Annotated in this window: 24 protein-coding genes; 14 read left to right on the plus strand and 10 right to left on the minus strand. The window is 62.4% G+C overall.

Annotated elements, in window-relative coordinates:
- Window positions 1-88: 88 nt before the first annotated feature.
- Window positions 89-445: an SCP2 sterol-binding domain-containing protein gene (locus FNB15_RS07215; RefSeq protein ID WP_246068815.1), complete on the minus strand. Its 357-nt coding sequence runs from the start codon at window positions 443-445 to the stop codon at window positions 89-91.
- 119 nt (window positions 446-564) lie between these two features.
- Here FNB15_RS07215 and FNB15_RS07220 point away from each other — a divergent pair, with 119 nt between their 5' ends.
- The 8 genes from FNB15_RS07220 (at window position 565) to FNB15_RS07255 (ending at window position 9,711) form a co-directional block, all read left to right on the plus strand.
- Window positions 565-1,437 carry an SDR family oxidoreductase gene (locus tag FNB15_RS07220; protein WP_144068058.1) on the plus strand — a complete coding sequence of 291 codons (873 nt, stop codon included), beginning with the start codon at window positions 565-567 and terminating at the stop codon, window positions 1,435-1,437.
- Between the two features lie 2 nt (window positions 1,438-1,439).
- A complete protein-coding gene (locus FNB15_RS07225) occupies window positions 1,440-3,059 on the plus strand; it encodes an acyl-CoA carboxylase subunit beta (protein ID WP_144068059.1) in 1,620 nt (539 codons plus the stop codon).
- A 12-nt stretch (window positions 3,060-3,071) separates the two neighbouring features.
- Entirely contained in the window at window positions 3,072-4,229 is a 1,158-nt protein-coding gene (locus FNB15_RS07230) for an acyl-CoA dehydrogenase family protein (RefSeq protein WP_144068060.1), read from the plus strand.
- Between the two features lie 79 nt (window positions 4,230-4,308).
- Complete coding sequence (locus FNB15_RS07235; RefSeq protein WP_144068061.1) at window positions 4,309-6,264, plus strand: acetyl/propionyl/methylcrotonyl-CoA carboxylase subunit alpha; 1,956 nt, start codon at window positions 4,309-4,311, stop codon at window positions 6,262-6,264.
- Window positions 6,265-6,266: 2 nt separating this feature from the next.
- Window positions 6,267-6,827, plus strand: coding sequence for a GNAT family N-acetyltransferase (locus tag FNB15_RS07240; RefSeq protein WP_185973752.1), 561 nt, complete (start codon window positions 6,267-6,269; stop codon window positions 6,825-6,827).
- Window positions 6,827-7,969 (plus strand): acyl-CoA dehydrogenase family protein, encoded by a 1,143-nt coding sequence (locus tag FNB15_RS07245; RefSeq protein ID WP_144068063.1) that lies wholly within the window; start codon window positions 6,827-6,829, stop codon window positions 7,967-7,969. The genes FNB15_RS07240 and FNB15_RS07245 overlap by 1 nt, the downstream gene beginning before the upstream one ends.
- A gap of 92 nt (window positions 7,970-8,061) precedes the next feature.
- Window positions 8,062-8,391, plus strand: a complete 330-nt coding sequence (locus tag FNB15_RS07250) for a DHCW motif cupin fold protein (RefSeq protein WP_144068064.1) — start codon at window positions 8,062-8,064, stop codon at window positions 8,389-8,391.
- 81 nt (window positions 8,392-8,472) lie between these two features.
- Window positions 8,473-9,711: an MFS transporter gene (locus FNB15_RS07255; RefSeq protein ID WP_144068065.1), complete on the plus strand. Its 1,239-nt coding sequence runs from the start codon at window positions 8,473-8,475 to the stop codon at window positions 9,709-9,711.
- Window positions 9,712-9,714: 3 nt separating this feature from the next.
- On the opposite strand, the gene FNB15_RS07260 is transcribed toward FNB15_RS07255, so the two are convergent.
- Window positions 9,715-11,442, minus strand: coding sequence for a Na/Pi cotransporter family protein (locus FNB15_RS07260; RefSeq protein ID WP_144068066.1), 1,728 nt, complete (start codon window positions 11,440-11,442; stop codon window positions 9,715-9,717).
- 522 nt (window positions 11,443-11,964) lie between these two features.
- Here FNB15_RS07260 and FNB15_RS07265 point away from each other — a divergent pair.
- On the plus strand, window positions 11,965-12,873 hold the full coding sequence (locus FNB15_RS07265; protein ID WP_144068067.1) for an MBL fold metallo-hydrolase: 909 nt from the start codon (window positions 11,965-11,967) through the stop codon (window positions 12,871-12,873).
- Window positions 12,874-13,002: 129 nt separating this feature from the next.
- Here FNB15_RS07265 and FNB15_RS07270 read toward each other — a convergent pair whose 3' ends face one another.
- From FNB15_RS07270 to FNB15_RS07305, 8 genes are all read right to left on the minus strand, one after another.
- Window positions 13,003-13,695 (minus strand): response regulator transcription factor, encoded by a 693-nt coding sequence (locus FNB15_RS07270; protein WP_144068068.1) that lies wholly within the window; start codon window positions 13,693-13,695, stop codon window positions 13,003-13,005.
- A gap of 2 nt (window positions 13,696-13,697) precedes the next feature.
- Window positions 13,698-14,075 (minus strand): response regulator, encoded by a 378-nt coding sequence (locus FNB15_RS07275; RefSeq protein ID WP_144068069.1) that lies wholly within the window; start codon window positions 14,073-14,075, stop codon window positions 13,698-13,700.
- Complete coding sequence (locus FNB15_RS07280; RefSeq protein WP_144068070.1) at window positions 14,072-14,719, minus strand: response regulator transcription factor; 648 nt, start codon at window positions 14,717-14,719, stop codon at window positions 14,072-14,074. The genes FNB15_RS07275 and FNB15_RS07280 overlap by 4 nt, the downstream gene beginning before the upstream one ends.
- Entirely contained in the window at window positions 14,719-17,136 is a 2,418-nt protein-coding gene (locus tag FNB15_RS07285) for an MASE1 domain-containing protein (protein WP_144068071.1), read from the minus strand. Before FNB15_RS07285 ends, FNB15_RS07280 begins: the two co-directional genes overlap by 1 nt.
- 337 nt (window positions 17,137-17,473) lie before the next feature.
- Window positions 17,474-18,454, minus strand: coding sequence for an alpha/beta fold hydrolase (locus FNB15_RS07290; protein WP_144068072.1), 981 nt, complete (start codon window positions 18,452-18,454; stop codon window positions 17,474-17,476).
- 63 nt (window positions 18,455-18,517) lie between these two features.
- Window positions 18,518-19,267 carry an SDR family oxidoreductase gene (locus FNB15_RS07295; protein WP_144068073.1) on the minus strand — a complete coding sequence of 250 codons (750 nt, stop codon included), beginning with the start codon at window positions 19,265-19,267 and terminating at the stop codon, window positions 18,518-18,520.
- A gap of 160 nt (window positions 19,268-19,427) precedes the next feature.
- Window positions 19,428-20,333: a helix-turn-helix domain-containing protein gene (locus FNB15_RS07300; RefSeq protein ID WP_144068074.1), complete on the minus strand. Its 906-nt coding sequence runs from the start codon at window positions 20,331-20,333 to the stop codon at window positions 19,428-19,430.
- Window positions 20,334-20,477: 144 nt separating this feature from the next.
- Entirely contained in the window at window positions 20,478-20,678 is a 201-nt protein-coding gene (locus FNB15_RS07305; protein ID WP_144068075.1) for a hypothetical protein, read from the minus strand.
- Here FNB15_RS07305 and FNB15_RS07310 point away from each other — a divergent pair.
- The 5 genes from FNB15_RS07310 (at window position 20,677) to FNB15_RS07330 (ending at window position 26,160) form a co-directional block, all read left to right on the plus strand.
- The gene (locus tag FNB15_RS07310; RefSeq protein ID WP_185973753.1) at window positions 20,677-21,348 is read left to right on the plus strand and encodes a response regulator transcription factor; all 672 of its coding nucleotides are present in this window, start codon (window positions 20,677-20,679) and stop codon (window positions 21,346-21,348) included. The genes FNB15_RS07305 and FNB15_RS07310 overlap by 2 nt on opposite strands.
- A gap of 66 nt (window positions 21,349-21,414) precedes the next feature.
- On the plus strand, window positions 21,415-21,798 hold the full coding sequence (locus tag FNB15_RS07315; RefSeq protein ID WP_221932756.1) for a response regulator transcription factor: 384 nt from the start codon (window positions 21,415-21,417) through the stop codon (window positions 21,796-21,798).
- A 76-nt stretch (window positions 21,799-21,874) separates the two neighbouring features.
- Window positions 21,875-23,521 carry a PAS domain-containing sensor histidine kinase gene (locus FNB15_RS07320; protein WP_144068076.1) on the plus strand — a complete coding sequence of 549 codons (1,647 nt, stop codon included), beginning with the start codon at window positions 21,875-21,877 and terminating at the stop codon, window positions 23,519-23,521.
- Between the two features lie 199 nt (window positions 23,522-23,720).
- The gene (locus FNB15_RS07325; protein ID WP_144068077.1) at window positions 23,721-24,935 is read left to right on the plus strand and encodes an NAD(P)/FAD-dependent oxidoreductase; all 1,215 of its coding nucleotides are present in this window, start codon (window positions 23,721-23,723) and stop codon (window positions 24,933-24,935) included.
- Between the two features lie 190 nt (window positions 24,936-25,125).
- Window positions 25,126-26,160: an HlyD family secretion protein gene (locus FNB15_RS07330; protein WP_144068078.1), complete on the plus strand. Its 1,035-nt coding sequence runs from the start codon at window positions 25,126-25,128 to the stop codon at window positions 26,158-26,160.
- Window positions 26,161-26,163 lie beyond the last annotated feature (3 nt).

The raw sequence follows: 26,163 nt of genomic DNA on the forward strand, positions 1-26,163 counted from the left end.
CCAGCGATATCATGAAGGTCGTGTCGGTGGGCGCCTGCCTGCCTGTGTCGGCGGCGCGCAGGGCCCGGGGCTTTGGAAAGGCGACGGTTCAGCCGAGGATCGACTGCAGCTTCATCGCGACGCCCATATTCCCCTTCACCTTCAGCTTGCCCATCATGAAGGCCGTCGTCGGATCAAGGTCGCCGCTGGCGAGCGCCGTGAAGTTGCTCATCGAGATGGTGATGGTGCAGTCGGCGTCGCTGTCGTCATTGGTCACGGTGCCGGCTGGGCCGTCGACAAAGACAATGCCGTCATCGCCGAAATCGAACTTCACCGTCGCGTCGATCGCGCCGGGCTTCACACGCTGGCTCATCTGCTGGGTGATCTGTTCGAGCGACATCTCGGGCTCCCGGTTTTTGTCGTATTTGCAGGCGGTGGCAAACATGACGAATTGACGTAACGTCATGCGTCATGCGGGTTTTTCGCACCCTATATTGACGCTTACGTTAGCGTCAAGTAGCGTTCCTGAACGATAAAAAACAACGTAGCGGCAGAGGTGCTGCACAGGGAGAGAGAAACGGTCCGATGCCCTATCGCACGGTCTTTCGCGATGCGCTGTTTGCCGGCCAGGTGGTGATCGTCACCGGCGGCGGCTCAGGGATAGGCCGCTGCACGGCGCATGAGCTGAGTCGCCTGGGCGCCAGGCTGGTGCTGGTCGGTCGCAAGCTCGACAAGCTGCAGAGCGTGGCAGCCGAACTGCAATCGGACAATCCGGGTGCGGAGGTCGAATGCCTCTCCTGCGATATCCGCGAGGAAGACCGCGTGGCGGACACCGTCAAGGCGGCCTTGGCGCGGTTCGGCCGCATCGACGGTCTGGTCAACAATGCCGGCGGGCAGTTCCCCGCGCCGCTGGCCCAGATCTCCCAGAAGGGCTGGGACGCCGTCGTGCGCAACAACCTCACCGGCGGCTTCCTGGTGGCGCGCGAATGCTACACCCAATGGATGGCCGATCATGGCGGCAGCATCGTCAATATCGTTGCCGATATGTGGATGGGCATGCCGAATATGGGCCATTCGGGCGCGGCGCGCGCCGGCATGGTGAATTTCACCGAGACGGCGGCCACGGAATGGGGCGTGTCGGGTGTGCGGGTGAATGCCGTGGCGCCGGGCTGGATCGCGTCGTCCGGCATGGACACCTATCCTGACTGGATGAAGCCGCTGATCCGCGACATGCGCAATCATGTGCCGATGCAGCGGCTGGGCAACGAGGCCGAAGTCTCGGCTGCCATCGTCTTCCTGCTGTCGCCGGCGGCATCTTTCGTGAGCGGAACGACTCTGCGTGTGGATGCCGCCGTGCCCAATGCGCGCCGGCATTATCCGCTGCCCAAACACAGCAACGCGCCGAAGCCCTTCGACGGTTTCCACCGCGCCGTGTCGCCGAAAGTGCTGGAGGAATAACGGTGACAGTCTGGCGTTCGCAGATCGACACCGGCTCGGACGCGTATCGGCAGAACCGCGCCGAGATGCTGGCGCTGGTGGAAGGTTTCCGCGCGCTGGAGCAGCGCGTGCGCGATACCTCGAATGCACGCCGTCCGGTCTTCGAGAAGCGCGGCCAGCTCAGCCCACGCGATCGCCTGGCGCATGTGCTGGATCGCGGCGCGGCGTTTCTGGAGATTTCGACGCTCGCCGGCTACCAGATGCATGACGACGACGGCGGCGACAACATCATGGGTGGCGGCTTCATCGCCGGTATCGGGTCGATTGCCGGCATCCGCTGCATGGTCACGGCATCCGACAGCGGCATCAAGGGCGGCACGATTGCGCCGATGGGGCTGCGTAAAAGCTTGCGCGCGCAGGAGATTGCCTATCGCAACAAGCTGCCGGTGGTGAACCTGGTCGAATCCGGCGGCGCGAATCTGAACTATCAGGCCGAGATTTTCGTCGATGGCGGGCGCGGCTTCGCCAACCAGGCGCGCATGTCGGCCGCCGGCATCCCGCAGATCACAGTCGTGCATGGCTCCAGCACGGCGGGCGGCGCGTATATTCCCGGCATGAGCGACTATGTCGTGGTGGTGAAGGGCCGCGCCAAGATATTCCTGGCCGGGCCGCCGCTGCTGAAATCCGCCACCGGCGAGATAGCCACCGATGAAGAGCTCGGCGGCGCCGAGATGCACACCACGGTTTCCGGCGTGGCCGAATTCATGGCCGAGGACGATGCCGATGGTCTGCGCATCGCGCGCGAGATTCTGCAACGTCTGCCGTGGAACGAGCGCGGACCGCAGTTGCAGAAGAAAAGCTGGCAGCCGCCGGCTTACGATATCGACGAACTCTGCGGCATCGTGCCGGTGGATTACAAAAAACCTTACGATGTGCGCGAGGTGATGGCGCGGCTGGTGGATGCCAGCGACCTGACCGACTTCAAGGCCCTGTATGGGTCGCACACCGTCTGCGTGCAGGCGAGTATCGAGGGCGAGGCCGTCGGCCTGATCGGCAACAATGGCCCCATCGACACCGAAGGTGCCGTGAAGGCCGCGCAGTTCATCCAGCTCTGCGACCAGGCCGATATGCCGCTTGTCTTCCTGCAGAACACCACCGGCTACATGGTCGGCAAGGAGGCCGAGCGCGGCGGTATCGTCAAGCATGGCTCGAAGATGATCCAGGCTGTCACCAATGCGCGTGTGCCGAAACTCACGCTGCATATCGGCGCCAGCTTCGGCGCCGGCAATTACGGCATGTGCGGCCGCGCCTATGATCCGCGCTTCATCTTCGCCTGGCCGAACAACCGCATCGCCGTGATGGGGCCGGAACAGGCCGCCGGCGTGCTGGGCATCGTGGCGGAAGAGAAATTCCGCCGTGCCGGTGTCGAGCCCGACATGGCCGCGCTGGAGAAGATGAAGGCCAAGGTCGTCGCCAAGATGGAAGCCGAAAGCACCGCCTACTTTGCCACCGCGCGGCTGTGGGACGACGGGCTGATCGATCCGCGCGACAGCCGCCGCGTGCTCAGTCTCTGCCTCGCTGTCTGTCGCACCGCCGATACGCGCGAAACCAAAACCAATGCCTTCGGCATTGCCCGCATGTAAGGAGATCGCGTCATGGAATTCACCCAGGAACATGAAGGCCTGCGCCGCAACCTGATCAAGTTCATCGACACGGAGATCAATCCGCATGTCGACGAATGGGAGCGCGACGGCATCTTCCCGGCGCATGAGCTGTTCAAGAAGATGGGCAACCTAGGCTTCCTCGGCATCAATAAGCCGGTGGAATATGGCGGCCTCGGCCTCGATTACTCCTACCAGATGGTGATGATCGAGGCGCTCGGGCATATCAACTGCGGCGGCGTGCCGATGGGGCTGGGCGTGCAGACCGATATGGGCACGCCGGCCTTGTCGCGTTTCGGCTCGGACGAGCTGCGCAGGGAATTCCTCGCCCCCGCCATTGCCGGCGACCAGGTGGTCTGTCTCGGCGTCTCGGAAGTCGGTGCGGGCTCGGATGTCGCCGGCATCAAGACCACCGCCAGGAAAGACGGCGGCGACTATGTGATCAACGGCGGCAAGATGTGGACCACCAATGGCACCCAGGCCGACTGGATGTGCCTGCTCGCCAATACCGGCGAGGGCCCGATCCACCAGAACAAGTCGCTGCTCTGCCTGCCAATGAAGACCAAGGGCGTGCAGATCGCGCGCAAGCTCGACAAGATGGGCATGCGCAGCTCGGATACTGCGCAGGTCTATCTGGATGACGTGCGCATCCCGCAGCGCTATCTGATCGGCCAGGAAGGCCACGGCTTCGTCTACCAGATGCAGCAGTTCCAGGAAGAGCGGCTGTGGTGCGCCTTCTCGTCGCTGATGGCGTTTGACCGCCATATCGATGAGACGATCGAATATACCCGCCAGCGCAAGGCCTTCGGGCAGTCGATCCTCGACAATCAGGTGGTGCATTTCCGCATGGCCGAGTTGCGCACCGAGGTCGAACTGCTGCGCTCGATCAGCTATCGCGCCGCCGATCTGATGCTGAAGGGCGAAGACGTCACCATGCTCGCCTCGATGGCCAAACTGAAGGCCGGTCGTCTCGCCCGCGAGATCACGGATTCCTGCCTGCAGTATTTCGGCGGCATGGGCTTCATGAACGAGACGCCGATCAGCCGCGCCTATCGCGACAGCCGGCTCGCCTCGATCGGCGGCGGCGCCGACGAGGTGATGCTCGGCATCATCTCGAAATACATGGGCACCCTGCCGGGCAAGCGGAAGTGAGTGCGGTGGCCGCGATTGAAAAGAAAAGTGTCATGGCCAGGCACAAGCCCGGCCATGACGGTTGTGGGGTTGCGGGATAATGCCTTCCTTCACCACCATCCTGATCGCCAATCGCGGCGAGATCGCCTGCCGGGTGATCCGCAGCGCGAAAGCGCTCGGCTATCGGACGGTGGCGGTCTATTCCGAGGCCGATGCCGGCGCGCTTCACGTGCAATCCGCAGATAAGGCAATTTGTATAGGTCCGGCCGAGGCGAAGCAGAGTTATCTCAGCATCGACGCCGTGATCGCCGCAGCCAAGGCCACCGGGGCCGATGCGGTGCATCCGGGCTATGGCTTCCTGTCGGAGAATGCCGGCTTTGCCAAAGCCTGCACCGATGCCGGCCTCGTGTTCATCGGGCCGCCCGCCGAGGCGATTGCCGCCATGGGCAACAAGGCGGCGGCGAAGCAGCGCATGATCGCCGCCAGGGTGCCCTGCGTGCCGGGCTATCAGGGTTCCAACCAGAGCGATGCGACGCTGACGAAAGAGGCAGAAAAGATCGGCCTGCCGGTGATGGTCAAGGCGGCGGCCGGCGGCGGTGGGCGCGGCATGCGGCTGGTGCAGAATGCCGTTGATCTGCCGGATGCGATCCGTGCCGCGCGGGCGGAAGCTGAAAATGCCTTCGGTTCAGGCGAACTGATTCTCGAAAAAGCCGTGGTTAACGGCCGCCATATTGAAATCCAGGTCTTTGCCGATACCCATGGCAACGTGATCCACCTTGGCGAGCGCGACTGTTCCGTGCAGCGCCGGCACCAGAAGGTGATCGAAGAGGCGCCCTCGCCGGCGGTGAACGAGTCTTTACGCGCGCAGATGGGTGCGGCGGCTGTCGCGGCGGCCAAGGCGATCCATTACGTCGGCGCCGGTACGGTCGAATTCCTGCTCGATGCCAATGGCCGCGATTTCTATTTCCTCGAAATGAACACGCGGCTGCAGGTCGAGCATCCGGTCACCGAGGCGATCACCGGCCTTGATCTGGTGGCCCTGCAGATCCGCGTCGCCGCTGGCGAAAGTCTGCCGCTGACGCAGGCCGATGTGCAGTTGCAGGGTCACGCCATCGAGGTGCGGCTCTATGCCGAATCTCCGGCGCAGAATTTCCTGCCGCAGTCGGGGTGGCTTTCTCTCTGGTCGCCGCCCGGCAATATCCGCGTCGATCACGGCCTGCATGGCGGCGATCAGGAGATCACGCCCTATTACGATCCGATGATCGCCAAGCTGATCGCGCATGGCGGCAGCCGCGAAGAGGCACGCCGCCGCCTGATCGTCGCCCTGGAGCAGACGGCAGCCTTGGGCATCAGCACCAATCGCGGCTTCCTGATCGATCTGCTCTCGCATCCGGAATTCGCCGCTGGCAAAACCACCACGGCCTTCATCCCGCAGCATTTCTCGACCATCGCCGCGCCGCAGGCTGACGCGGCCCTGCAGGCCATCGCGGCACTGCTGTGGTTTGAACGTGGCGCCGCGCAGCATGGCCACGATCCGGCCAATGCCTGGTCGTCCAACGGCAGCCTCGCCTGGCCGGTGAAACTTGGCATCGGTGAGACAACCGCAAAACTATCGGTCGCCGTGCTTGGCCGCGACCGCTACCGCATCAACGACGCCGACTACACGGTGACCGCGCGTGGTGACAACCGCCTGCGTGTATCGGCTGGCGGCATTGAACGCGATGTCGCTTACGCATTTTCCGGCGATGAGCTGCATCTCTGCAGCGGTGCCGCCGATCTTGCCTGCCGCGACCTGACCTGGGCGCCACCAGCCGAGGCTGAGGGCGCGGCCGAGCGTGAATTGCGCGCGCCGATGAACGGCAAGATCGTGGCCGTGCTGTCGGCTGTCGGTGACAGGGTGAAAAAAGGCCAGTGCCTCGTCGTGATGGAGGCGATGAAGATGCAGCATGAGATGGTGGCGCGCGTCGATGCCACTATCTATACCCTGCCGGTCAAGGTCGGCGACCAGGTGGCGACGCGGCAGCTGCTGGCGGCACTGACACCCGTGCAGGCATGACCATGAGCGAGATGCCCAAAGAAGAGAAAGCTCGCGCCACATTACGCCAGATCACCGAAGCCGATGCCGCAGGCTATCGCGCCTGCCTCGACCGTGTCGCGGCGGAGCGGCGCTATCTCGCCTTCACGGCGGCGCCGCCGCTGCAGGAAGTGAAGTTCTACATCATGGCCATGCTGCAGCGTGGACTGCCGTTCGTTGTCGCGGTTGATGCCGAAGGCCAGGTGGTGGGATGGTGCAATATTCACGTCCTGCCGCAGACCGAACACCGTGTCGGCTTCTCGCATGTCGGCACGGTCGGCATGGGACTTGATGCCGCCTGGCGCGGGCGCGGGCTGGGCCGTGAAATGCTGCAGTCGGTGTTCGACACGGCCGGCCGCGTCGGTATCGAACGCGTCGAGCTGCAGGTCTATGCCAGCAATGAATCGGCCGTGAAGCTCTATCGCAAATTCGGTTTCGTCACCGAAGGCATCAAGAGCCGCGCGCGCAAGATCGACGGACAATACGACGACATCATCATGATGGCGCGACTGCGTCCGCCGCAAAGCAGTGGAGGCGCGCGCTGATGCTTGGCGCTTCGCCGTACTATACTGCCGACCACGAAGCCTTCCGCGACCAGCTGCGCCGTTTCGTGGCGAAAGAGATCACGCCTTTTGCCGACCAGTGGGACGAGGCCGGCGAATTCCCGCGCGAATTATACAAGAAGGCCGCCGCCATTGGTCTGCTGCAGCTGAATTTCCCGGAAGAGTATGGCGGTATTGCCGCCGACCGCTTCTACGCCATCATCGCCGGCCAGGAACTGGCGCGCGCCGGTTCGGGCGGCGTGGCGGCCTCCCTGATGAGTCACACCATCGGCTGCCCGCCGATCGCCAAGCTGGGCGGCGAGCATCTCAAGCGCAAGGTGTTGCCCGGCGTGCTGAGTGGCGAGAAAATCTCCGCGCTGGCGATCACCGAACCTGGCGGCGGCTCGGATGTCGCCAACCTGAAGACCACGGCGAAGCGTGACGGCGATGATTACATCGTGCGCGGCGAAAAGACCTTCATCACGTCGGGCATGCGCGCCGACTACTACACCGTGGCGGTGCGCACCGGCGAGGCCGGCATGGGCGGCATTTCGCTGCTGCTGGTCGAGCGCGACTGCGCAGGCTTCACGCGCACGCCGCTGAAGAAAATGGGCTGGTGGGCCTCGGACACGGCCACCCTGCATTTCGACGATTGCCGCGTGCCGGCCGAGAACCTGATCGGGCCGGAGAATGCCGGCTTTCGTGGCATAATGCTCAATTTCAACGACGAGCGACTTGGACTTGCGGCGAGCTCCATCGGTTTCGCCCGCGTCGCCTATGAAGACGCGCTGGATTATGCGCGGCAGCGCGAGACTTTCGGCAAACATCTGATCCGGCATCAGGTGATCCGCCACAAACTGGTGGACATGGCGCAGCGGATCGAGGCGAGCCAGGCCATGCTGGAACGTATCGCCTGGGCGCTGGATCAGGGTGAAAGCCCGGTGGCAGAATTGTGCATGCTGAAGAACCAGGCGACGCAGACGATGGCCTTCTGCGCCTCGGAAGCCGTGCAGATTTTCGGCGGCGCCGGCTTCATGCGTGGCGCCCGTGTGGAGCGCATCTACCGCGAGGTGAAGGTGAATGCCATCGGCGGTGGCGCCGAAGAGATCATGAAGGATCTGGCGAGCCGTCAGCTCGGGTGGTGACAGCACATATTATTATTGTCTCCCGACAATTCCGCGCTGGATTTGCGTGAAATCGCGGCCTAGAAGCGGACTGCAGTTCTGGAGCCCACCCCATGCAGATGTCCAGTATTCCTTTCGGCACCACCGACTGGTCGAAGATCGAACCGACCCAGCACAAGGGCGAGACCGGCAGCGCCACCTGGCGCACGCAGACCTTTGGCAGCATCCGCGTGCGCCGTGTCGACTACACGCCGGGCTATCTGGCTGACCACTGGTGCGTGAAGGGGCATATCCTCTTCGTCCTCGAGGGTGAACTCGTCACCGAACTTGAAGATGGCCGCGAATTCGTGATGAAGGCGGGGCAGTCGTATCAGGTGGCCGACAATGCCGAGCCGCATCGCTCGCGCACGGCCACCGGCGCCAAACTCTTCATCGTTGACTGAACACGTCATTGCCGGCCTGCGACGTACCCGGCTAGACTGCTTCGTATAACAAGAAAGTATCGCCACCCCGGAGGAAGCCCCATGGCGCCAGCCACTGCGGAAAGCCGCGTCGAATCGCCCTATGCCTGGCTGCGACTGGTCACCGCCATTGTGATCGGCACGATCGGCGGCGTCGGCATGTGGTCGCCGGTTCTGGTAGTGCCGGCCGTGCAGGCCGATTTCGGCGTGGCGCGCGCCGAGGCGGCCCTGCCCTACACGCTGACCATGATCGGCTTTGTCTTCGGCAGCATCATTGCCGGCCGCATGGCCGACAAGCGTGGCATCATTTTCCCGGTGGTGCTGGCCACGATCACCATGTCGGCCGGCTACATGCTGGCCTCACAGGCGCCGAGCTTCTGGGTGTTTGCCGCGATCTGCGGTCTGATGGGCTTCATGGGCAGCGCGGCGTTCTTCGCGCCGTTGCTGGCCGATACCTCGATGTGGTTCGAGAAGCGGCGCGGACTGGCCATCTCGCTCTGTGCTGCCGGCAATTATGTGGCCGGCACGATCTGGCCGCCGGTGCTGGAGCATTTCATTTCCACCGATGGCTGGCGCGCCACGCATTTCTATGTCGGCGTCTTCTGCCTGATCACGCTGCTGCCGCTCAGCCTGCTGCTGCGTCGCCGGCCGCCCGCGCAACCTGCGCCGGCCGCCACGGCGCAATCGGGCATGGCGCGTCCGCTCGGCCTGCATCCCAATGTCCTGCAGGGCGCCATTCTGGTGATGGGGCTGGGCTGCTGCGTCGCCATGTCGATGCCGCAGGTGCATATCGTGGCCTATTGCGTCGATCTCGGCTATGGCCCGGCGCGCGGCGCCGAGATGCTGTCGCTGATGCTCGGCTTCGGCATCATCAGCCGGCTGGCGTCGGGTTACATTCTCGACAAGATCGGCGGGCTGAAGACGCTGCTGCTGGGGTCGACCCTGCAGATGCTGGCGCTGGCGCTCTATCTGCCGTTCGACGGGCTGATGTCGCTCTACGTCATCTCGGCGGTGTTCGGTCTGGTCCAGGGCGGTATCGTGCCCAGCTATGCCTTCATCATCCGTGAGCTGTTTCCGGCTGCACAGGCCGGCCTGCGTGTCAGCCTGGCGATTTCCGCCACGCTGGCCGGCATGGCGCTGGGCGGCTGGATGTCGGGCAAGATCTACGATTTCACCGGCTCGTATCAGGCGGCGCTGCTGAACGGCATTGCCTTTAACATGATGAACATCCTGATCGCCGCCTGGCTGCTGTATCGCCTGAAAGGCGGCCGTCGCGCGACGCCGGTCGCGACGACGGCCTGACGCTTACGCCAGACTGGTGCGGCCGTTGCGGGCGGCCTCGGCATCCTTCTGCGAACTGCGGTCCGGACGCTCGTCGGCGCGCAGCCGCGTCGCAGTCAGTTCGCCGGTCTGTTCCAGGATCGGATAGGCCACAGCCGTAAGATGGCTGTTGATGCGCTTGAGGTCGCGGATCAGGTCGAGATGGATCGCGCTGGTCTCGATGCTTTCAGACCGGCCGTCGCGGATACGCTGGTAATGATTCTCCGCGGCCTGCTGTTCGGCCAGCCGCAGCTGGGCTTTCTCTTCCAGCAGCAGGCGCGCCATCTTCACATCGCCCGACATGAACAGGTTACAGGCCATCTGCAGATTGGCGGCGACGCGATGGTGGAAGTTGGTCAGTTCGGCCAGGCCTTCCTTCGAGAAGGTCAGCTTGTTCTTGATCTTCTTCTGCGCCAGTTCCATCAGGTTCTTGTCGATGATGTCGCCGATATGCTCGAGATTGGTGGTGAAGGTGAGTACATCGACATAACGCCGGCTGTCCTTCTCATCCAGGCCCTGCTTGCTCAGTTCGGTCAGGTACAGCTTGATCGCTTCGTAGAGCTGGTCGACCTGATCGTCGGCCTGCTCCACCGCCTTGGCGAGCTTGCCGTCGTCGCGGGTGAACACCGTCATCGTGTCGTCCAGCATGCGGGCGACCGCATCGCTCAGGCGCAACGTCTCGCGCGCCGCCGCCGCCAGCGCCACGCCGGGCGTCTCCAGCGCCGAGGCATCGAGATAGCGCGGCGCGAAGCTCGCTTCGTCCTTCACATCGGGCAGGAAACGGCGCGTCAGCTTATCGACCGGCCCCAGCAGCGGCAGGAACACCAGCGCCAGCGCGATATTGAAGGCGGTGTGCATGTCGATGGCCTGACGCGCCGGCGAGGTGCCGAGCTGCGCCATCCAGTCCGGCAGCCATGACAGCAACGGCAGCATCAGCAGCACGCCGATGCCGCGCATCACCAGATTGCCCAGCGGTGGCCGGCGCGCGGCCGGCGGCTGGCCGGCGGTCGCCATGAACGGTGCCATGGCGCCGCCGATATTGGCGCCCAGCACCAGCGCAAACACCAAAGTCGTGTCGATGGTGCCAGCCGCGGCCAGACCGGTGAACAGCAGGATCATGGCGAGGCTGGAATGCGCCGCCCAGGTCAGCAGCGCGGCCAGCAGAACGGCGATCAGCGGCTCGTGATCCAGCGGCCGCAGCACGATGGCGAGCGCGGGGGAGTCGCGCAGCGGCGCGGAGGCCGCGACGATCAGTTTCAGCGCCAGCAAGGTGAGGCCGAGGCCGATGGCAAGGCGGCCGATATGACGGCGCATGCTGTTTTCGCCGGTGGTGAACAGACCGACGCCCAGCACCAGGCAGAGCGGCGCGAGCCAGCTGAGATCCAGCGAGAGAATCTGCGCGGCAACAGTCGTGCCGACATCGGCGCCCAGCATCACGCCCAGCGCCACCGTGCCGGTGATCAGGCCGCGACCGGCAAAGGAAGAAATGATCAGTGCGGTGGCCGTGCTCGACTGCAGCAAAGCGGTGATGCCGAGGCCGGCGACGAAGCCGGAAAAGCGCTGGCGCAGCGCGCGGCCGAGATAGCGGCGCAGCTGTGCGCCGAAGGCGCGGGTCATGCCGGTGCGCACCATGCGCACGCCCCAGAGCAGGAGGGCGACGCCGGACATCAGGTGGAGAAGCAGTTCGGTCGCGCCTGCGGATGCGGTAATCATGTGGCCCCCCGGTCATGGCGCGCCAGGATCAATGTGGCGGGGGGCATCAAAGCGTCCAGTGCGCCGTCGGGGTCCGGGTCAGGATCGCGGAAAACAGGCATTTATTTCCACCTTTGTGGGCAAGATTCGATTATTACAGTTTCATTACACCTATATGACATACAGCCCAAGTCTTTAAATCCGGCAAACAGGAATTCTTCTGAACTGAGCCATTAGGTGCCCAGTGTGCATCTGAGGCCGCAACAGGTGCGCATTGAGAAATGAACACCTATTCGGAAAGTCTGTTCAGATTGGGGCGAGTGTTCAGGCGACAGGCATTCTGACTTCGGGGGAGCTTTCCCCACACGCTTGCCGATTTCATGACCGGTGCCTGTGCAAGGGCTGCCGTTCTACCAGCGACGAGGCAAACCTATCTCAAGGTGCAGGTCCATCTGTTTCTTGGGTCGCGGAACCTAGCGGGCTGCACGATACACGGCGGTCGATCCGTGAGCGACCATGGCCTCACCATAACAGGAGGCAAACATGAACGTGAACGTTGCATCACATTCCGGCAAAGCGAAGCCCGACGAACTGGTTCCGTCGCGCTATGCGCTGCAGGTCGGCGATTATGAAGTTCTGGTAATCAGCGACGGCGTGCTGACGATACCAACATCGGTCCTGGCCACCAACGCCGATCCGGCTGCCCTCGCGGCTTGGCTGAAGGGTATGTTTATGCCGTCGGACACGCTCGACTGGCCGCTGAACGTGGTGGTGATCCGTGGCCGCGGCCGGACCATCCTGGTCGATGCCGGGATCGGGCTGGAGTATCCGGACTTCCCGAAAGCCGGGCGGCTGGCGCAGCGTCTGGCCGCTGCCGGCGTTGAACTCGCGTCTGTGACGGATTTGGTGCTCACCCACCTGCACATGGACCACATCGGCGGGCTGGTCGGCGACGGGCTGAAGGGGCTGCGTCGGGATATACCGATCCATGTGGCGGCCACCGAGGTCGAATTCTGGGCATCGCCCGATTTCTCCCACACCACCATGCCGAATCCGATCCCGCCTGTCCTTCGGTCGGTCGCCACTCGGTTCCTGAAACAGTATGGCAGCCAGCTGCGGCAGTTCGACGAGCAGCACGAAGTGGTGCCGGGTGTTGTCGTCCGCCGCACCGGTGGCCACACGCCCGGGCACAGCGTGGTTCGCATTTCATCCGGTGGCAAGCATCTGACTTTCGCCGGCGACGCCATCTTCCCGGTCGGGTTCGACCATCCGTACTGGTACAACGGTTTCGAACACGATCCTGAAGAGTCGGCCCGTGTCCGTGTCGAGCTTCTGCGGGAACTGGCGGGAACCGGCGAGGTGTTGGTGGCGGCACACCTGTCATTCCCGTTCTGCCGGGTGGCGATCGACGGCGACGTGTTCCGCTGGGTGCCCGCCCACTGGGAGTACTGACCACTTGCGTGCTACCGGCGTCTTTTCTCCGAGGCGCCGGTAGAGCTCGAATATTTTCGAGCGCATCACTCTTTCAAAAAGGGCCGGTCAGCCATTCAGTGGCGGCCGGCCTTTTTGCTAATGAGTCCGCTATTCCTTGCCGATATCCCGTACGGGCGCGGGCAGTGCTTCCCAGATGCGGACCAGTTCGCCAACCGAGCTGACCTCCATCTTGCGCATGGCATTGCTGCGATGGAGTTTCACCGTCACGTCACTGATCCCGAGGTCAAAGGCGATCTGCTTGTTCTGCCGTCCGCGCACCACTTGCTGAAGTACCTCGCGCTCGCGCTGGGTCAGCACTTTGAGGCGCTCGGTGTAGCGTTCGATCACGACACCACGGGCGCGCCGTTCGGTGTCCAATGCAATCGCTGCGGTGATGGCATCGAGAAGGTCCTGGTCGCGCACGGGCTTGGTCAGGAAATCGACCGCACCGGCTTTCATGGCCTGTACGCTCATCGGGATGTCGCCATGGCCTGTCAGGAAGATGATCGGTTTGACGTCGCCCTTCTGCGCCAGGCGACGCTGCAAATCTAGTCCGCTCGCGCCCGGCATCCGCACATCAAGGATGAGGCATCCGGGAGCTTCCAGTATATCGGCTCCGATCAGTTCGCCAGTCGAGGCAAAGCAGATAGCGTTGAATCCTGCCGATTGAACGAGGTCGGATAACGCCTCGCGGACCGCAGAATCGTCATCGACGATGATGACGGTCGGCTGCCCTGCGTCCTGACTGGTCTGTGATGATGACTGTGTTAATCGCCGCTGGAGCGGCTGGTCAACTCTCATGATCACCCTCCTTTTCCTTTGTGTTGCAAGGCATCTCCGACGGCCGCCAACAAAGCCTGGCCATCGAACGGTTTTTGGAAAATCCCGCCTACTCCCTGTGCGCGGCCCTGATCCGCAATCTCGTGGCGACCGGTGATCAGGAAAACCGGCAGATCCGGACGCTCCCGTTTCACCCGGTCGCGCAGTTCGAAACCGTCTATGGTCGGCATTCCGATATCGGTGATCAGAAGATCAATGTTCGATATGCCGCCATTGAGCAGCGCTCCGGCCGATCCAAAGCTGCGTGTGGCATAGCCAGCCGATTCCAGCAGCTCTTCCAGAGACTCCAGCACCCGCGGGTCATCATCCACAACGGCGACTATACGCTTCACCTGACTCACTTTCGTGTACCTCCCGCTCGACGGGAATGTTTGACTGGTATTCCCATTCGCTCTGCGACCCGCACGAGATCGGCGAATGAATCGACGCCCATTTTCTGCGTCACGTTTCGCCTGTGGATTTGCAGCATCACCTCGCTGATCCCCAGTTCCGCAGCTGCCTGCTTATTGAGAAGACCACTTACCACCAGCGGAAATACCTCGCGTTCGCGCGGCGTCAGTTCGAGATACCGGCGCTGCAGGTCTTCCAATTCGGCACGGGCCGATCGGTTCCCGCGATCCTGAGCGATGGCGGTGTCGATCGCGGTCATCAGGTCGTTGTCGCTGAAAGGCTTGGTCAGGAAATCGACGGCGCCGCGTTTGATCGCGCGTACCGAGGACGGGATGTCGCCATGCCCGGTAATGAACACGATCGGGGGATGATTGGTGGTGGCAATTTGTCCCTGCAGGTCCAGACCGTTGATATCGGGCAATTCGACATCAAGGATCAGACAGGCGGGAATATCCGGCTTGTCGGCGGCGATGTAGTCGCGCGCAGATCCGAAGGCAATGCTATGCATACCACGTGAGGCAAGCAGGTCTGCAAGCGCCTCGCGAATGCGGGCGTCGTCATCGACAATGAAAACAATCTGGCTATCCAAACTCATCACAAAACTTTCAACTCTATCGGTAAGGTAAACAGCAGGATCGCGCCTTGCGGCTCGTTCCGTTCGGCCCACAGCCGCCCGCCATGCGACTCTATAATCGACCGGCAAATGGCCAGGCCCATGCCCATGCCATGTTCCTTGGTGGTGAAGAATGGCTCGAACATCCGGTCCGGATTCTCGATGCCATGGCCGCGATCCCGGATTTCAACCTGGATCGCCGTTTCGACGCGATGGACATGCAGCCCAAGCATCTTGTCGCCGGATACGGAATCCATGGCTTCCATGCCATTGCGCAGAAGATTGATCAGAACCTGTTTAACCTGCACCACGTCCATGAAGATGGCTGGCAGATCGCTGGCAACATCGATATCCATCTGGACACGGCGGCGGGTTGCTTCCTCCGCCATAAGATTCTGCGCCTCCGCCACGACATTGCCGATCATCGTATAGGCCCTGGTGTCGGCGGACTGCTTGAACAGGGCGCGGATGCGGCTGACGACATCAGCTGCCGAGTTGGCGTCGCGGATAATGCGATCGACCGTCTTGTTCGCCCGTTCGATATTCGGCGGATCCGCCGTGAGCCAGCGATGGCAGGCATAGGAGTTGGCGATCACCGCGGCGAGCGGCTGATTCACTTCATGGGCAATGGAGGCCGAGAGTTCGGCAAGGCTTGCGGCCTGACTCTGGCGTGCCAGGCTGTCCTGCGCCGCCCGCAAGGCCTGCTGGGCCTGCATCTCGTCGTCGATGTCGATCGAAACCATGTACCATTGCACAATTTCACCAGAGGCATCGCGTAAGGGCTGCGCGCGGGCCTCGATCCAGCGATAAATGCCCTGGCTGTCGCGCCGGCGGAAACGGTTCACGAAGAGCTGGCCGGAGGCAAAACCGTGTGATGCCACGGCAAACATCTTCGGAAAATCTTCCGGATGGGCCACTTCCCGGGCCAGCGCATCGAAGTTCTCGATATGCGGCTGCGGCGCGCCGACTTTGTCGATGTATCGTTTGCTGGCATAGGTCATTTTGCGCGAAGGCGCGAAGCTCAGGATGTTGATGGGCAGGGCATCGACCAGTTCCTGCAATCCGCGCTCGCGTTCACGTAGCGCCTGTTCGGCGTGCACCTGATCGTCGATGTCATGGCAAAGACCATACCACTGGACGATACGTCCGTCCTCACCACGCAGCGGGTCGGCACGGCTCGACATCCAGCGGTAGACGCCATCGGCGCGGCGCAGGCGATAGCGCATGGCAAAAGGCTCGCCGGTGGAAAGCGAATGTTTCAGTGATGTCCTGAAGTCTGGCGCGTCGGTCGGGTGAACCGCTTCGATAAGCACATCAAGCCGGGTGCTGCCCGGCCTGTCGGTGTCCGCGACTTTCATACCGAGAAAGTCGACCATCCGCCGGTTGAAGAAGATCGGCTCGCCATCTGGCGTCAGACGCCACAGATGGCTGGGGACCACATTGACGAGCTGAGTGAGTTCCCACTGCCGGTCGCGCAATGCATCCATGCTTTGCCGCAGGGTCAGCAGGCCCAGGCGGTGCTGGCGGGAAATCGCCGCCACGACCATCGCCGAGAATGCGGAAATGGCCAGAAAAAGCTGTAGCAGTATATGCCGCTCTTTCGGGGAGTCAGACACGCCGGCAAGTTCGCCCGTGCCCGACATGGTGAATACCGCCGTGATCAGGGCAAGCAGAATCAGTGCAATCGCGGCGCCTTTGAATTCGAAACGTACAGCGGCCCAGAGCAGCGGCGGCACGATGATATAGGTGAAGGACAGGTAGTGGCCGAGGGAGAGGGCGGCGATACCCAGGAAGATCAGCGCCAGAATGGAAATTTCCATCCATTGCGCCGTCGAGAGTCGGCTCGTCTCGCCCCAGTTCTGGAACACGGCAAGCGCCAACGGCGCCACGATCAGAACGCCGGTCGCATCGCCGATCCAGAAAAGCGGCCAGGCTGTCCAGAAGTTTTGCGACAGCATGTCGAACCAGTCGACGGTCGCGGCGCCCACCGTCGCTGTCATGATCGGCGCAATACCGGCGCCCAGCGCAATGAAGATGAGCATTTGCTGCAGGGTGTCCAGGCGAACCGGGTGGCCCAGCGCGCGCCGGATCAGCCATGCGCCCGTGACGGCTTCCAGCGCATTGCCGGCATAGATCAGGACCGCAGCGGGGAATGGACTATGGAACCACAGCATATTGGCAACGAGTTCGGCAAAGCAGCCCGCGACGACCCACCATGCCCAGTTGCGCCCGGAGTTGAGCAGTAATGTCGCAATAAAGAGGCCGCTCGGAAGCCAGATGGAAATCCCGGTACCCGGCATGAAGGCCAGGACCTGGGCAAACGCACAGCCTGCGATATAGGCCGCCACGAAGATTCCGAGATGGATCAGTTTGGGGCGCTGCATCCAGAGACCGGTCATCTGCTGCTCCCCTTCGGGCCAGAACGGCCGCTTGGGTCTTGGCATATCCTCCAGCACTTCCCCAGATTGCCTGCCCTGCGGAAGTGCATGATCTGACACTAGTTATGCCATACCGGTGCCGCAACTATGGAAATCCATGCCTGGCCGCGCCGGAAAAAGAGGGCCGCCACTCACGGGGTGCATGAGTGGCGGCCAGGTCCGGCATGCCTGGGGGAGGCTACCGGGAACGCCACGTCGCCGGGGGACTGCGGGTGGCGGCAGACCGGTGGCTCAGGGGGGCGAGGCCACCGGAGAGGAGACAGACGGCTGCTGCGAAAGCGTCTGTCTGCGCCTGGGGTCAGGCTTTGAAGAAGCCGAGCAGGTCCTCGTTGATGATCTCGGCATGGGTCGCAGCCATGCCGTGGGGCAGACCCTTGTAGAGCTTGAGCCTGCCATTCCTGACCAGCCTGATCGCCTTGTGGGCGGAGTCATGTACCGGCACGACCTGGTCGTCCTCGCCATGCATGATCAGCACCGGCTGGTCGATTCTTTTCAGATCTTCGGTGAAGTCCGTCTCGGAGAAGGCCTTGATGCAGTCGTACTGTGCCTTGGTGCCGCCCATCATCGCCTGGCGGAACCAGTTCTGGATCAGCCCCATGGAAATTTCGCTACCCTTGCGATTGAAGCCATAGAACGGGCCTGAGGCGAGTTCGAGGAAGAACTGCGCCCGGTTTTTGGCGTGCGCCGCGCGGAAACCGTCAAACACTTCCAGCGGCAGGCCTTCGGGATTGGTCGCCAACTTCACCATCACCGGGGTGACGGCGCCGACCAGCACCAGCTTGGCGACGCGACCGGGTTCGGCGCGGGCGACATAATGCGCGGCTTCGCCGCCGCCGGTGGAATGCCCGACATGGATGGCATTCTTCAGATCCAGCGCTCTGGCCAGTTCGATCAGGTCGGCGGCATAGGTGTCCATGTCGTTGCCGTTATAGGCCTGGCTCGACCGGCCATGGCCGCGGCGGTCATGCGCGATGACACGATAGCCTCGGGCATAGAAATAGAGCATCTGGTTGTCCCATTCGTCGCCGCTGAGCGGCCAGCCGTGATGAAACACGATCGGCTGTGCATCGCGCGGACCCCAGTCCTTGAAGAAAATCCGGGTGCCGTCACGTGTGGTGATCGTATCCAGGAAGGGGCCTTCCTTGGTGCTCGGATTCAGCGCGACCGACGCGGTCTGCGCCTGTGCAACGCCGGGAAGTGCTGCGATGCCCGCAAGGCCGACGCCGGCCTTGAGCAGGCTGCGCCGCTGCGGGGCACCAACATTGTTTGATTGAGTCATTGGAGGCTTCCTTCTTGTTTTTGAGGTGGGGAGAGAAACGGGTATCTGCTGCACGGCCTGACGTCAGGTCAGCGACATGCCGCCATCCACAGTGAGTTCGATGCCGGTGATGAAGCTGCCTGCATCGCAAGCAAGGAACAGCGCGGCATTGGCCAGGTCCTCGGGCAGGCCCATGCGGCCCAGCGGGATCATGTTGCCCATCGCCCTGACGAAGTCGGGCCGTTCTTTCTCGCCCACGCCGAGCTTGTCGAGGATGGGGGTTTCGACCGGGCCGGGGCTCAGTACGTTGACACGGATTTTCCGCGCCTTCAGCTCCAGTGCCCAGGCCCGGGCGAAGGCACCAATGGCCGCCTTGCTGCCGGCATAGACGGCGTGATTGTCGAGGGTCTTGTGTGCGGCGATGGAGCTGACCAAGATGATGCTGCCACCGTCGCGCATCAGGGGCAGGATTGCCTGCACGCCGAAGAACACGCCGCGCGCATTAACACCGAACTGGTGGTCGTAGTCCTCCACCGTCACTTTGTCTGATGGCGCGAGGTTTATGACGCCGGCATTGGCGACGAAGGTGTCGAGTCCACCGAATTGGCGGCGAATCTCATAAGCCAGCCGGGTATGATGTGCGATGTCCGAGGCGTCGCTGCGGATACCGACGACACCCGGGCCGATTTCCGCGACTGCGGCATCGAGTACGTCCTGCCGGCGGCCGGTGATGGCGACTTTGGCGCCCTGCTGGGCGAACAGGCGCGCCGTGGCTTTGCCGATTCCGCTATTGCCGCCGGTAATGACAGCGATCTTTCCCGCCAGAGTTTGCATCGACACCTTTCCGTCAGTCGGTTGGACTGTTCGGGCAGAGTGTGTCAGCGCAGGGTGGGCCGGCGGTATCGCGCGCCGGTCTAGCGCGACGTTACCAATCGTAGGGGGGATTAGGGCTCAGGTATGGTTTGCCCTATCCAAGGCATAAGGCTGTCTATGGTTATGACAGCGCGCGGCGCCAGGCGCCGGGGCTCTCGCCGACAATCGACTTGAAGACCCTGCTGAAGTGGCTGGCATCGTTGAAGCCCGCTGTGGCGGCGACCTCTGCCAGTGTCAGAGTTGGCACCTGCAGCAAGGCTTTTGCGGTTTCGACCCGTCGCTGCAGCAGCCATTGATGCGGTGAGACGCCGGTCGAGTGACGGAAGGCACGGGCGAAGTGGCTGGCGGAAAGGCCGCATTCCCTGGCGAGCGCCTCCAGGGTCGTCGTGCCATCGAGATTTGCGTCGATATAGTCGCAGACCCGCTTGAGCTGGCGCTGGGTCAGCCCGCCCTTGGCAAACGTCTTGAGGAACTGCATCCCGCCATAAGCTGTTGCCGCATGCAGGGCGATGGCCATGGTGACATGGTCGACGAAAAGCTGGTTGGCCTCGGCCGGCCGGCGCACGGCCTCCAGCAGCGACATGCCGAGGTGCCGGATCACCGGATCGTCAAAAGCTTCGCCCAGCGGGCAGTACAGGTGACGGACGGGTGTGGCATTCGCCTGTTCGGCCACGGCATTCAGTGCACTGCGCGGCACGTAGAAGAAGATCGAGTGATATGGCTTGTCGATGACGTAACGCGGATTCGACTTCAGATCGTAGATGTAGGTGGCGCCGGCAAAGACGTCGTATTTCTTGACCTTGTGTTCGACCCATCCCTCGCAGTCGGGATAGTCCTTCAGCTTCAGGCTGATCATGTAGGCGTCGTCGGCCGGGATCGAACCGGACAGGCCGACCTCGGGTTTGTCCGACCGGACTTCCGTGATCGCAATCTCGGATTTGCGCAGCGAACGGTTCACCAGGACGGGCGAGATGTCCGAGCGGAGTACCTTTCCAAGGCTTTCACCGTATACGCCGGCACGCGTCATCAGATTCTGCCCTAGCGAAGTCACTAAAACGGCGGTGCCTCCGCCGCCAGGACGTATGCGCCCAAATTATTGCGCATGGGGACATGGGGGCCAACCTATGGTTAGCCATACCCCCGGATGCCGGGCTGGAATTGTACAAGTCGATCATTCCTTGTCCGAACCGATCATAAAGTCCGGAACGGCAAGAAGGTTTTGGCAGACAGCTGTATGCCAATGCGGTGAAATCGCTGCCAGGGAAGCTGCGACCTCGTCCAGAAATTTCTCAGGCTCCGGGCCGGTGACCGACCATGTGTCGCGATATCGCGTCAGGCGCCAGATTTCACCCGTGATCGGGAGACGATCCATGAATCTGATGCTTGCAACTGCAAAAAAGCCAGCAACGCCGCCCGAACGGCCGATCGTGATCGTCGTCGATGACGACAGCGATGTCCGCATGGCGCTCAAGGAACTGCTGGAATCCGTAGGACTGGAGGCGGCTTGTTTCAGCTCCGTCCAGGAGCTGACGAAACAACCGCTATCCGACCGTCCTGGCTGCATCGTGCTGGATGTCCGCCTGCCGGGAATCAGCGGCCTCGACTTTCACGGCCAGCTGGCATCGACAGGAAGCGCAAAGCCGGTGGTCTTTCTCACCGGACATGGCGACATCACGATGTCGGTGCAGGCAATGAAGGCTGGCGCTATTGATTTTCTGACAAAACCCGTGCGTGACCAGACACTTCTCGACGCCATCATGCTCGGCATCGAGCGCGATATCGAAAGCCGTATGACCGCGCAGGCAGTCAAAATCCATGTCGACCGGTTCAGCAGCCTGACCCCGCGCGAACGCCAGGTCTTTCGAGGTGTGGCCAACGGGTGGGCGAACAAGCAAATCGCCTTCGACCTCGGCATCAGCGAAATCACGGTCAAACTGCACCGCACCAACACAATGCGGAAGATGCACGTCACTTCGATCGGCGATGCAGTCCGCGCCTGGGAAGCGATCCCGCCCGCCATCCGGGATCGCGGGGTGAATTAACATCAGTAGGCCGAGCCGGCCGGGCGGGCCGGGCGGTAGTTCCATGACCATGGCAAGGACAGTTTATTGCCCAAGAAAAAAACAGTAATCGCCATCGTTGATGACGACCCGGACATGCTAGCTGCGCTCTCCGAGCTTCTCCAGGTCCTGTCATTTGAGTGTTTGACCTTCAGTAGTGCCGAAGCTTTTCTGGAGTCTTATGGTCACCATGAATTCGGGTGTCTGATTACCGATGTGCGCATGCCGGGCATCAGCGGGCTGGAACTGCTCGAAAAACTGAAAAAAATCAGGTCGCCTCTGCCGGTGATTGTCATCAGTTCGTCGGTAAATGATGAGACCGGAGCGCAGGCAATGGCGAACGGGGCGCTGGCATTCCTGAAGAAGCCGATCGATGACAAGACCCTGCTGCATTACCTGGCGCTCGCACTGCGGCAGGGTGACGGAGTCTGATTGCGTACAGTTGAAGTGATTGGCGTAAAGGGCGGTGCGTTAGGGGAAAGGACTCGATTGATCAAGGAACCATGACATGGGCGAGACTGCCAAATCATTGGAGAAACCTGCATTCAGTAGTTCCGTCAACGCAGTGGAACTCGCCGATCTCGCTGCCGAAAGCGTGATCGTCTATGATCCCAATGGTGTCATTGCCTACTGGAATCCGGCATCGGAGCGCCTCTATGGCTGGACGGCGACCGCAACCGTCGGTCGCCATTTCAGCGCCTTCCTGGCACCCGGGACCCCATATACGGATCACTGGAACGCCATCCTGGAGAAGGGCTGGTGGGAAGGAATTGTGCGCCGGAGAACCGCGGCGGGCCGGCTGTTTTATGCTTATGTCCGGCAGACTGCACGGCGGGATCAGCGGGACGGTCTCGTCGATATCGTCGAATATGGGCGGCTTGTGGCGCCACGCCCGGCCGGAACCCTACACGATGCCGACGCGGATATTACTGCCGATCCTACAGGGAGCGATGATCAGTATCACAAACTGCTGCGGAACATGCCCACGGCACTGTGGCAGGTCGACGCGCGGTACTCAGCTGAGCTTTTTACGCGGCTGAGGGCAGAAGGGGTCACCGACATCAGGGCGTATCTTGATGAGCATCCGGAGGTGGTGGAATTCGCAAAGGACCATGTGGTTGTCACGGCTGCGAATCACAGCGCAGTCGCCTTGATGCGGGCCAACGAGGCCGCCGAGCTGATCGGACCGATCCGGTATCTTGTCGCTGCCGCGCCGAACCTGGCCAGGCGCGTGATGATCGCGCGCTTCGAAGGGCGACGCAGCCATACCGAAGAGACCAGGCTGCTGACCTTCGATGGTTGCGTGCGGGATGTTTCCTTCTCGGCAACCTATCCGACACCACCGGAGAATATTGAAACCACGTTCATCACGCTTGAGGACATCACCGAGCGCGTGCGCGCCCAGGCACAGCTTAGAAAGCTGCAGATGGAACACGAACGGGCGGCACGCATATCTACGCTCGGCAAGCTGACGGCCTGCATCGCGCATGAGGTGAAGCAACCATTGGCGGCCATTGTTACGAATGCCGAGACGTCGCTGCGCTGGCTGGCGAAGGAAGATCTCAATATCGAAAAAGTCAGGTATCTGACCGGACGCATCATCTCTGGCGCGATTCGCGCTAGCGAAATCGTTCAGCGTGTCCAGCGCATGGCGGGGAAGAGCGAGGCCATGCGAATACCGCTCCAGATCGCGGATGTGATCGGCGAGGCGGTGTGTTTTATCCAGGATGATATCGACGCCAGGGATATCGCGCTGGAAGTCGATTGCGAGCCGTGCCTGCCGGCGGTACTGGGGGACCGGGTACAGCTGCAGCAGGTCATCGTCAATTTGCTGATCAACAGCATACAGGCGATCTCGCAGGCCGGTTCGGAGCGGCGATTCATCCACATGTCGATTGCTATATCCGCGAACCGGCGCAGCATCGTCATTTCGATCCATGACAGTGGGCCTGGAATCTCGGACGACAACCTGTCCCATATTTTTGAGAGTTTCTTCACGACCAAGGATGGAGGCATGGGGATTGGTTTGGCGATCTGTCATTCGATCGCCACCGAGCATGGTGGAGAGATCCGGGCTTCGAACCATCCCGATGGTGGCGCACATTTTCAGATGTCGCTGCCGACCGCTCCGGCAGAAAACCAGCAGGGCACCTAGAGCGGCCGCACCAGGACTATGCCTAAGCATAGGCCGACCTGACGATCAGCGACCGCAACCGACCGTCGCGCACAATACCCGACAAAACCTCCAGGACGCACACTCGCTTGGCTCCATCGCGCAGGCCGCAGACGTCGTGCGCATCCGGGGGCAGGACGCGGAGCGAAACGCCCCGACATTCAACGAGCGGAGACTTCGAATGCAAAAGCGACTTCTGATCATCGGTGCCGGTTTTGCCGGCATGTATGCCGCCCTGTCCGCGGCCCGCCTGCGCGAACTGAACGGCGTTTCTGCCGATCAACTGGAAATCGCGCTGGTGGCACCGCGTCCGACCCTGGTGGTCCGGCCGCGTCTCTATGAGGCAAAGCCGGAGACCCTGTCGGCTCCGCTTCTGGATGTCCTCAAGGCCGTCGATGTCGTCTACATCCAGGGCTATGTGACCGGCGTCGATACCGCGCGGCAGGTCGTCGAGGCGACTGGCCACGGGGAAGACAATTTCACCATCCAGTACGACCGGCTGGTGCTGGCAACCGGCAGCCAGCTGTTCCGCCCGCCGGTGCCGGGCTTGGCCGAATTCGGCTTCAGCGTCGATCAGATGGAAGACGCGGTAAAACTCGACCGGCATCTGCACGACCTGGCGAAGCAGCCGGACTCCGAAACCCGCAACACTGTCGTGGTTGCCGGTGGTGGCTTCACCGGCATCGAAGTCGCCACTGAACTGCCGGCGCGACTGAAGGAAATCTTCGGATCGAAGGTGAAGACCCGCGTCATTATCGTGGATCGTTCCGATGCCATCGCACCGGATATGGGCGCCGGGCCGCGTCCGATCATCGAAAAGGCACTGAAGGATCTCGGCGTCGAAATGCGCATGAAGTCGGGTGTCGCCGAGCTGACCCGGACTGGCGTGAAACTGTCGGACGGCAGCGAGATTGCCTGTTCCACCGTGGTCTGGGCCGCTGGTATTCGCGCCAATCCGCTGACCCAGAAGTTCGCCGCCGAACGCGACAATTTCGGTCGGCTGATCGTCGACCGCGATCTTCGCGTGCCGGGTCTGCAGGGCGTCTTTGCCACCGGCGACTCCGCCAAGGCAGCCTGCGACGATGATGGCAACTTCGCGCTGATGTCCTGTCAGCATGCCACGCGCATGGGTGCTTTTGCGGGCAACAATGCTGCCGCGGATCTGCTCGGCGTCGCAACCAGCCCGTATCATCAAAAGGCCTATGCTACCTGTTTGGACCTGGGCGCCGCCGGCGCGCTGTTCACGCGTGGCTGGGACCGCAAAGTCGAATTGACCGGCGAAGTGGGCAAGGCGACCAAGCGCGAGATCAACACGGTCTGGATCTATCCGCCCAAGGCCGATCGCAAGATCGCACTGGCCTCGGCCGAGCCGGCGCGCGTCACCGACCTCGGCTGAGGGCCGCGTTTAACCAACCCGTTCAGGAGACGCCGTCATGTTACGCAAAATCCTTGCCCTGCTGATGAGTCGCAAGTGGCGCAAGCCTGTCATGCTGAAAGGAAACCCCCTCGGCCGTTCGCGGCCGAGGACGCGGCCGAAAGCCGGCTTGCGTCTGGGCTGATGGCTGGTAATCGGGTGCGGGGCAGTGATGGCGCAACTCAACCGCAATAAGGCAGTCGGGCTGCTGCTGTGTCTGGGTGCCATCCTGCTGGCGGTGGCCGGCTGGGCCTGGGCTGACGCGAAGAGTGCGCGATTCACCGACAACGCCTATATCCGCGGCGATGTCACCTCGCTGGCGCCGAAGATCGCTGGTTATGTCACGGCAGTAGAGATCGACGACAACCAGGCTGTTCGCACAGGCGACGTCCTGTTCCGCATCGATGACAAAGATTACCGTGCACGGCTGGCGCAGGCGATTGCCAATGTCGAGGCCGCGCAGGCCCGGCTGACCAATGTGGATGCCGAAATCCAGCTCCAGCACGCGCTGGTGCGGCAGGCCAGGGCGCAGTTCCGGTCCAGTGCTGCAGAACTGACCCGGGCCAGCAAAGCCTCTGACCGGCGGCGGGAGTTGGTTCGCAACAGCGTGGTCAGCCAGGCGCAGGTCGATGAAAGCGACGCCGCGAGATTGCGGGCCGAGGCCGGAGTTGCGGCGGCCTCTGCCACGGTGGATGCACAGCAGCAGCGTATCACCGTACTGCTCACCCAGCGTGAAGCGGCGGGTGCCGCGGTGGCGCAGGCGCAGGCTGCGCGCGATCTCGCACAGATCGACCTGGACTGGACCGTGGTGCGCGCGCCGGTCGATGGCGTCATCGGGAATCGTCAGGTCCGTGTCGGCCGGTTGGTCGCACCGGGCGCTGCCCTGCTCGATATCGTTCCGGTCGACGACCTGTGGGTCGTGGCGAATTTCAAGGAAACCCAGATCGAGCATGTCCGCCCCGGCCTGCGCGCACGGATTACCGTCGATGGATATCCGGATGAAACATTCGACGGCGTGGTGGATAGTTTCGCGCCCGGCAGCGGCTCGGCCTTCAGTCTGCTGCCGGCCGACAATGCGACGGGCAATTTCATCCGCGTGGTCCAGCGCGTGCCGGTGAAAATCCGGTTTGCCGGCAACCCGTTGCCGGGACGCCTGGTGCCCGGACTCTCTGCGCGTGTGGAGATCAGGCCCGGCGCTGGCGCATGACAG

Source organism: Ferrovibrio terrae, from assembly GCF_007197755.1.
GTDB classification, from domain to species: Bacteria; Pseudomonadota; Alphaproteobacteria; order Ferrovibrionales; family Ferrovibrionaceae; genus Ferrovibrio; species Ferrovibrio terrae.

Bases quoted from the DNA above. Each gene is read 5' to 3' on its own strand.
- FNB15_RS07220 (WP_144068058.1), top strand. From the start codon at position 565: ATGCCCTATCGCACGGTCTTTCGCGATGCGCTGTTTGCCGGCCAGGTG.
- FNB15_RS07255 (WP_144068065.1), top strand. From the start codon at position 8,473: ATGGCGCCAGCCACTGCGGAAAGCCGCGTCGAATCGCCCTATGCCTGG.
- FNB15_RS07240 (WP_185973752.1), top strand. From the start codon at position 6,267: ATGAGCGAGATGCCCAAAGAAGAGAAAGCTCGCGCCACATTACGCCAG.
- FNB15_RS07250 (WP_144068064.1), top strand. From the start codon at position 8,062: ATGCAGATGTCCAGTATTCCTTTCGGCACCACCGACTGGTCGAAGATC.
- FNB15_RS07330 (WP_144068078.1), top strand. From the start codon at position 25,126: ATGGCGCAACTCAACCGCAATAAGGCAGTCGGGCTGCTGCTGTGTCTG.
- FNB15_RS07235 (WP_144068061.1), top strand. From the start codon at position 4,309: ATGCCTTCCTTCACCACCATCCTGATCGCCAATCGCGGCGAGATCGCC.
- FNB15_RS07310 (WP_185973753.1), top strand. From the start codon at position 20,677: ATGAATCTGATGCTTGCAACTGCAAAAAAGCCAGCAACGCCGCCCGAA.
- FNB15_RS07300 (WP_144068074.1), bottom strand. From the start codon at position 20,333: ATGACGCGTGCCGGCGTATACGGTGAAAGCCTTGGAAAGGTACTCCGC.
- FNB15_RS07325 (WP_144068077.1), top strand. From the start codon at position 23,721: ATGCAAAAGCGACTTCTGATCATCGGTGCCGGTTTTGCCGGCATGTAT.
- FNB15_RS07215 (WP_246068815.1), bottom strand. From the start codon at position 445: ATGACGTTACGTCAATTCGTCATGTTTGCCACCGCCTGCAAATACGAC.
- FNB15_RS07265 (WP_144068067.1), top strand. From the start codon at position 11,965: ATGAACGTGAACGTTGCATCACATTCCGGCAAAGCGAAGCCCGACGAA.
- FNB15_RS07280 (WP_144068070.1), bottom strand. From the start codon at position 14,719: ATGAGTTTGGATAGCCAGATTGTTTTCATTGTCGATGACGACGCCCGC.
- FNB15_RS07260 (WP_144068066.1), bottom strand. From the start codon at position 11,442: ATGATTACCGCATCCGCAGGCGCGACCGAACTGCTTCTCCACCTGATG.
- FNB15_RS07320 (WP_144068076.1), top strand. From the start codon at position 21,875: ATGGGCGAGACTGCCAAATCATTGGAGAAACCTGCATTCAGTAGTTCC.
- FNB15_RS07230 (WP_144068060.1), top strand. From the start codon at position 3,072: ATGGAATTCACCCAGGAACATGAAGGCCTGCGCCGCAACCTGATCAAG.
- FNB15_RS07270 (WP_144068068.1), bottom strand. From the start codon at position 13,695: ATGAGAGTTGACCAGCCGCTCCAGCGGCGATTAACACAGTCATCATCA.
- FNB15_RS07245 (WP_144068063.1), top strand. From the start codon at position 6,827: ATGCTTGGCGCTTCGCCGTACTATACTGCCGACCACGAAGCCTTCCGC.
- FNB15_RS07295 (WP_144068073.1), bottom strand. From the start codon at position 19,267: ATGCAAACTCTGGCGGGAAAGATCGCTGTCATTACCGGCGGCAATAGC.
- FNB15_RS07305 (WP_144068075.1), bottom strand. From the start codon at position 20,678: ATGGATCGTCTCCCGATCACGGGTGAAATCTGGCGCCTGACGCGATAT.
- FNB15_RS07285 (WP_144068071.1), bottom strand. From the start codon at position 17,136: ATGACCGGTCTCTGGATGCAGCGCCCCAAACTGATCCATCTCGGAATC.
- FNB15_RS07290 (WP_144068072.1), bottom strand. From the start codon at position 18,454: ATGACTCAATCAAACAATGTTGGTGCCCCGCAGCGGCGCAGCCTGCTC.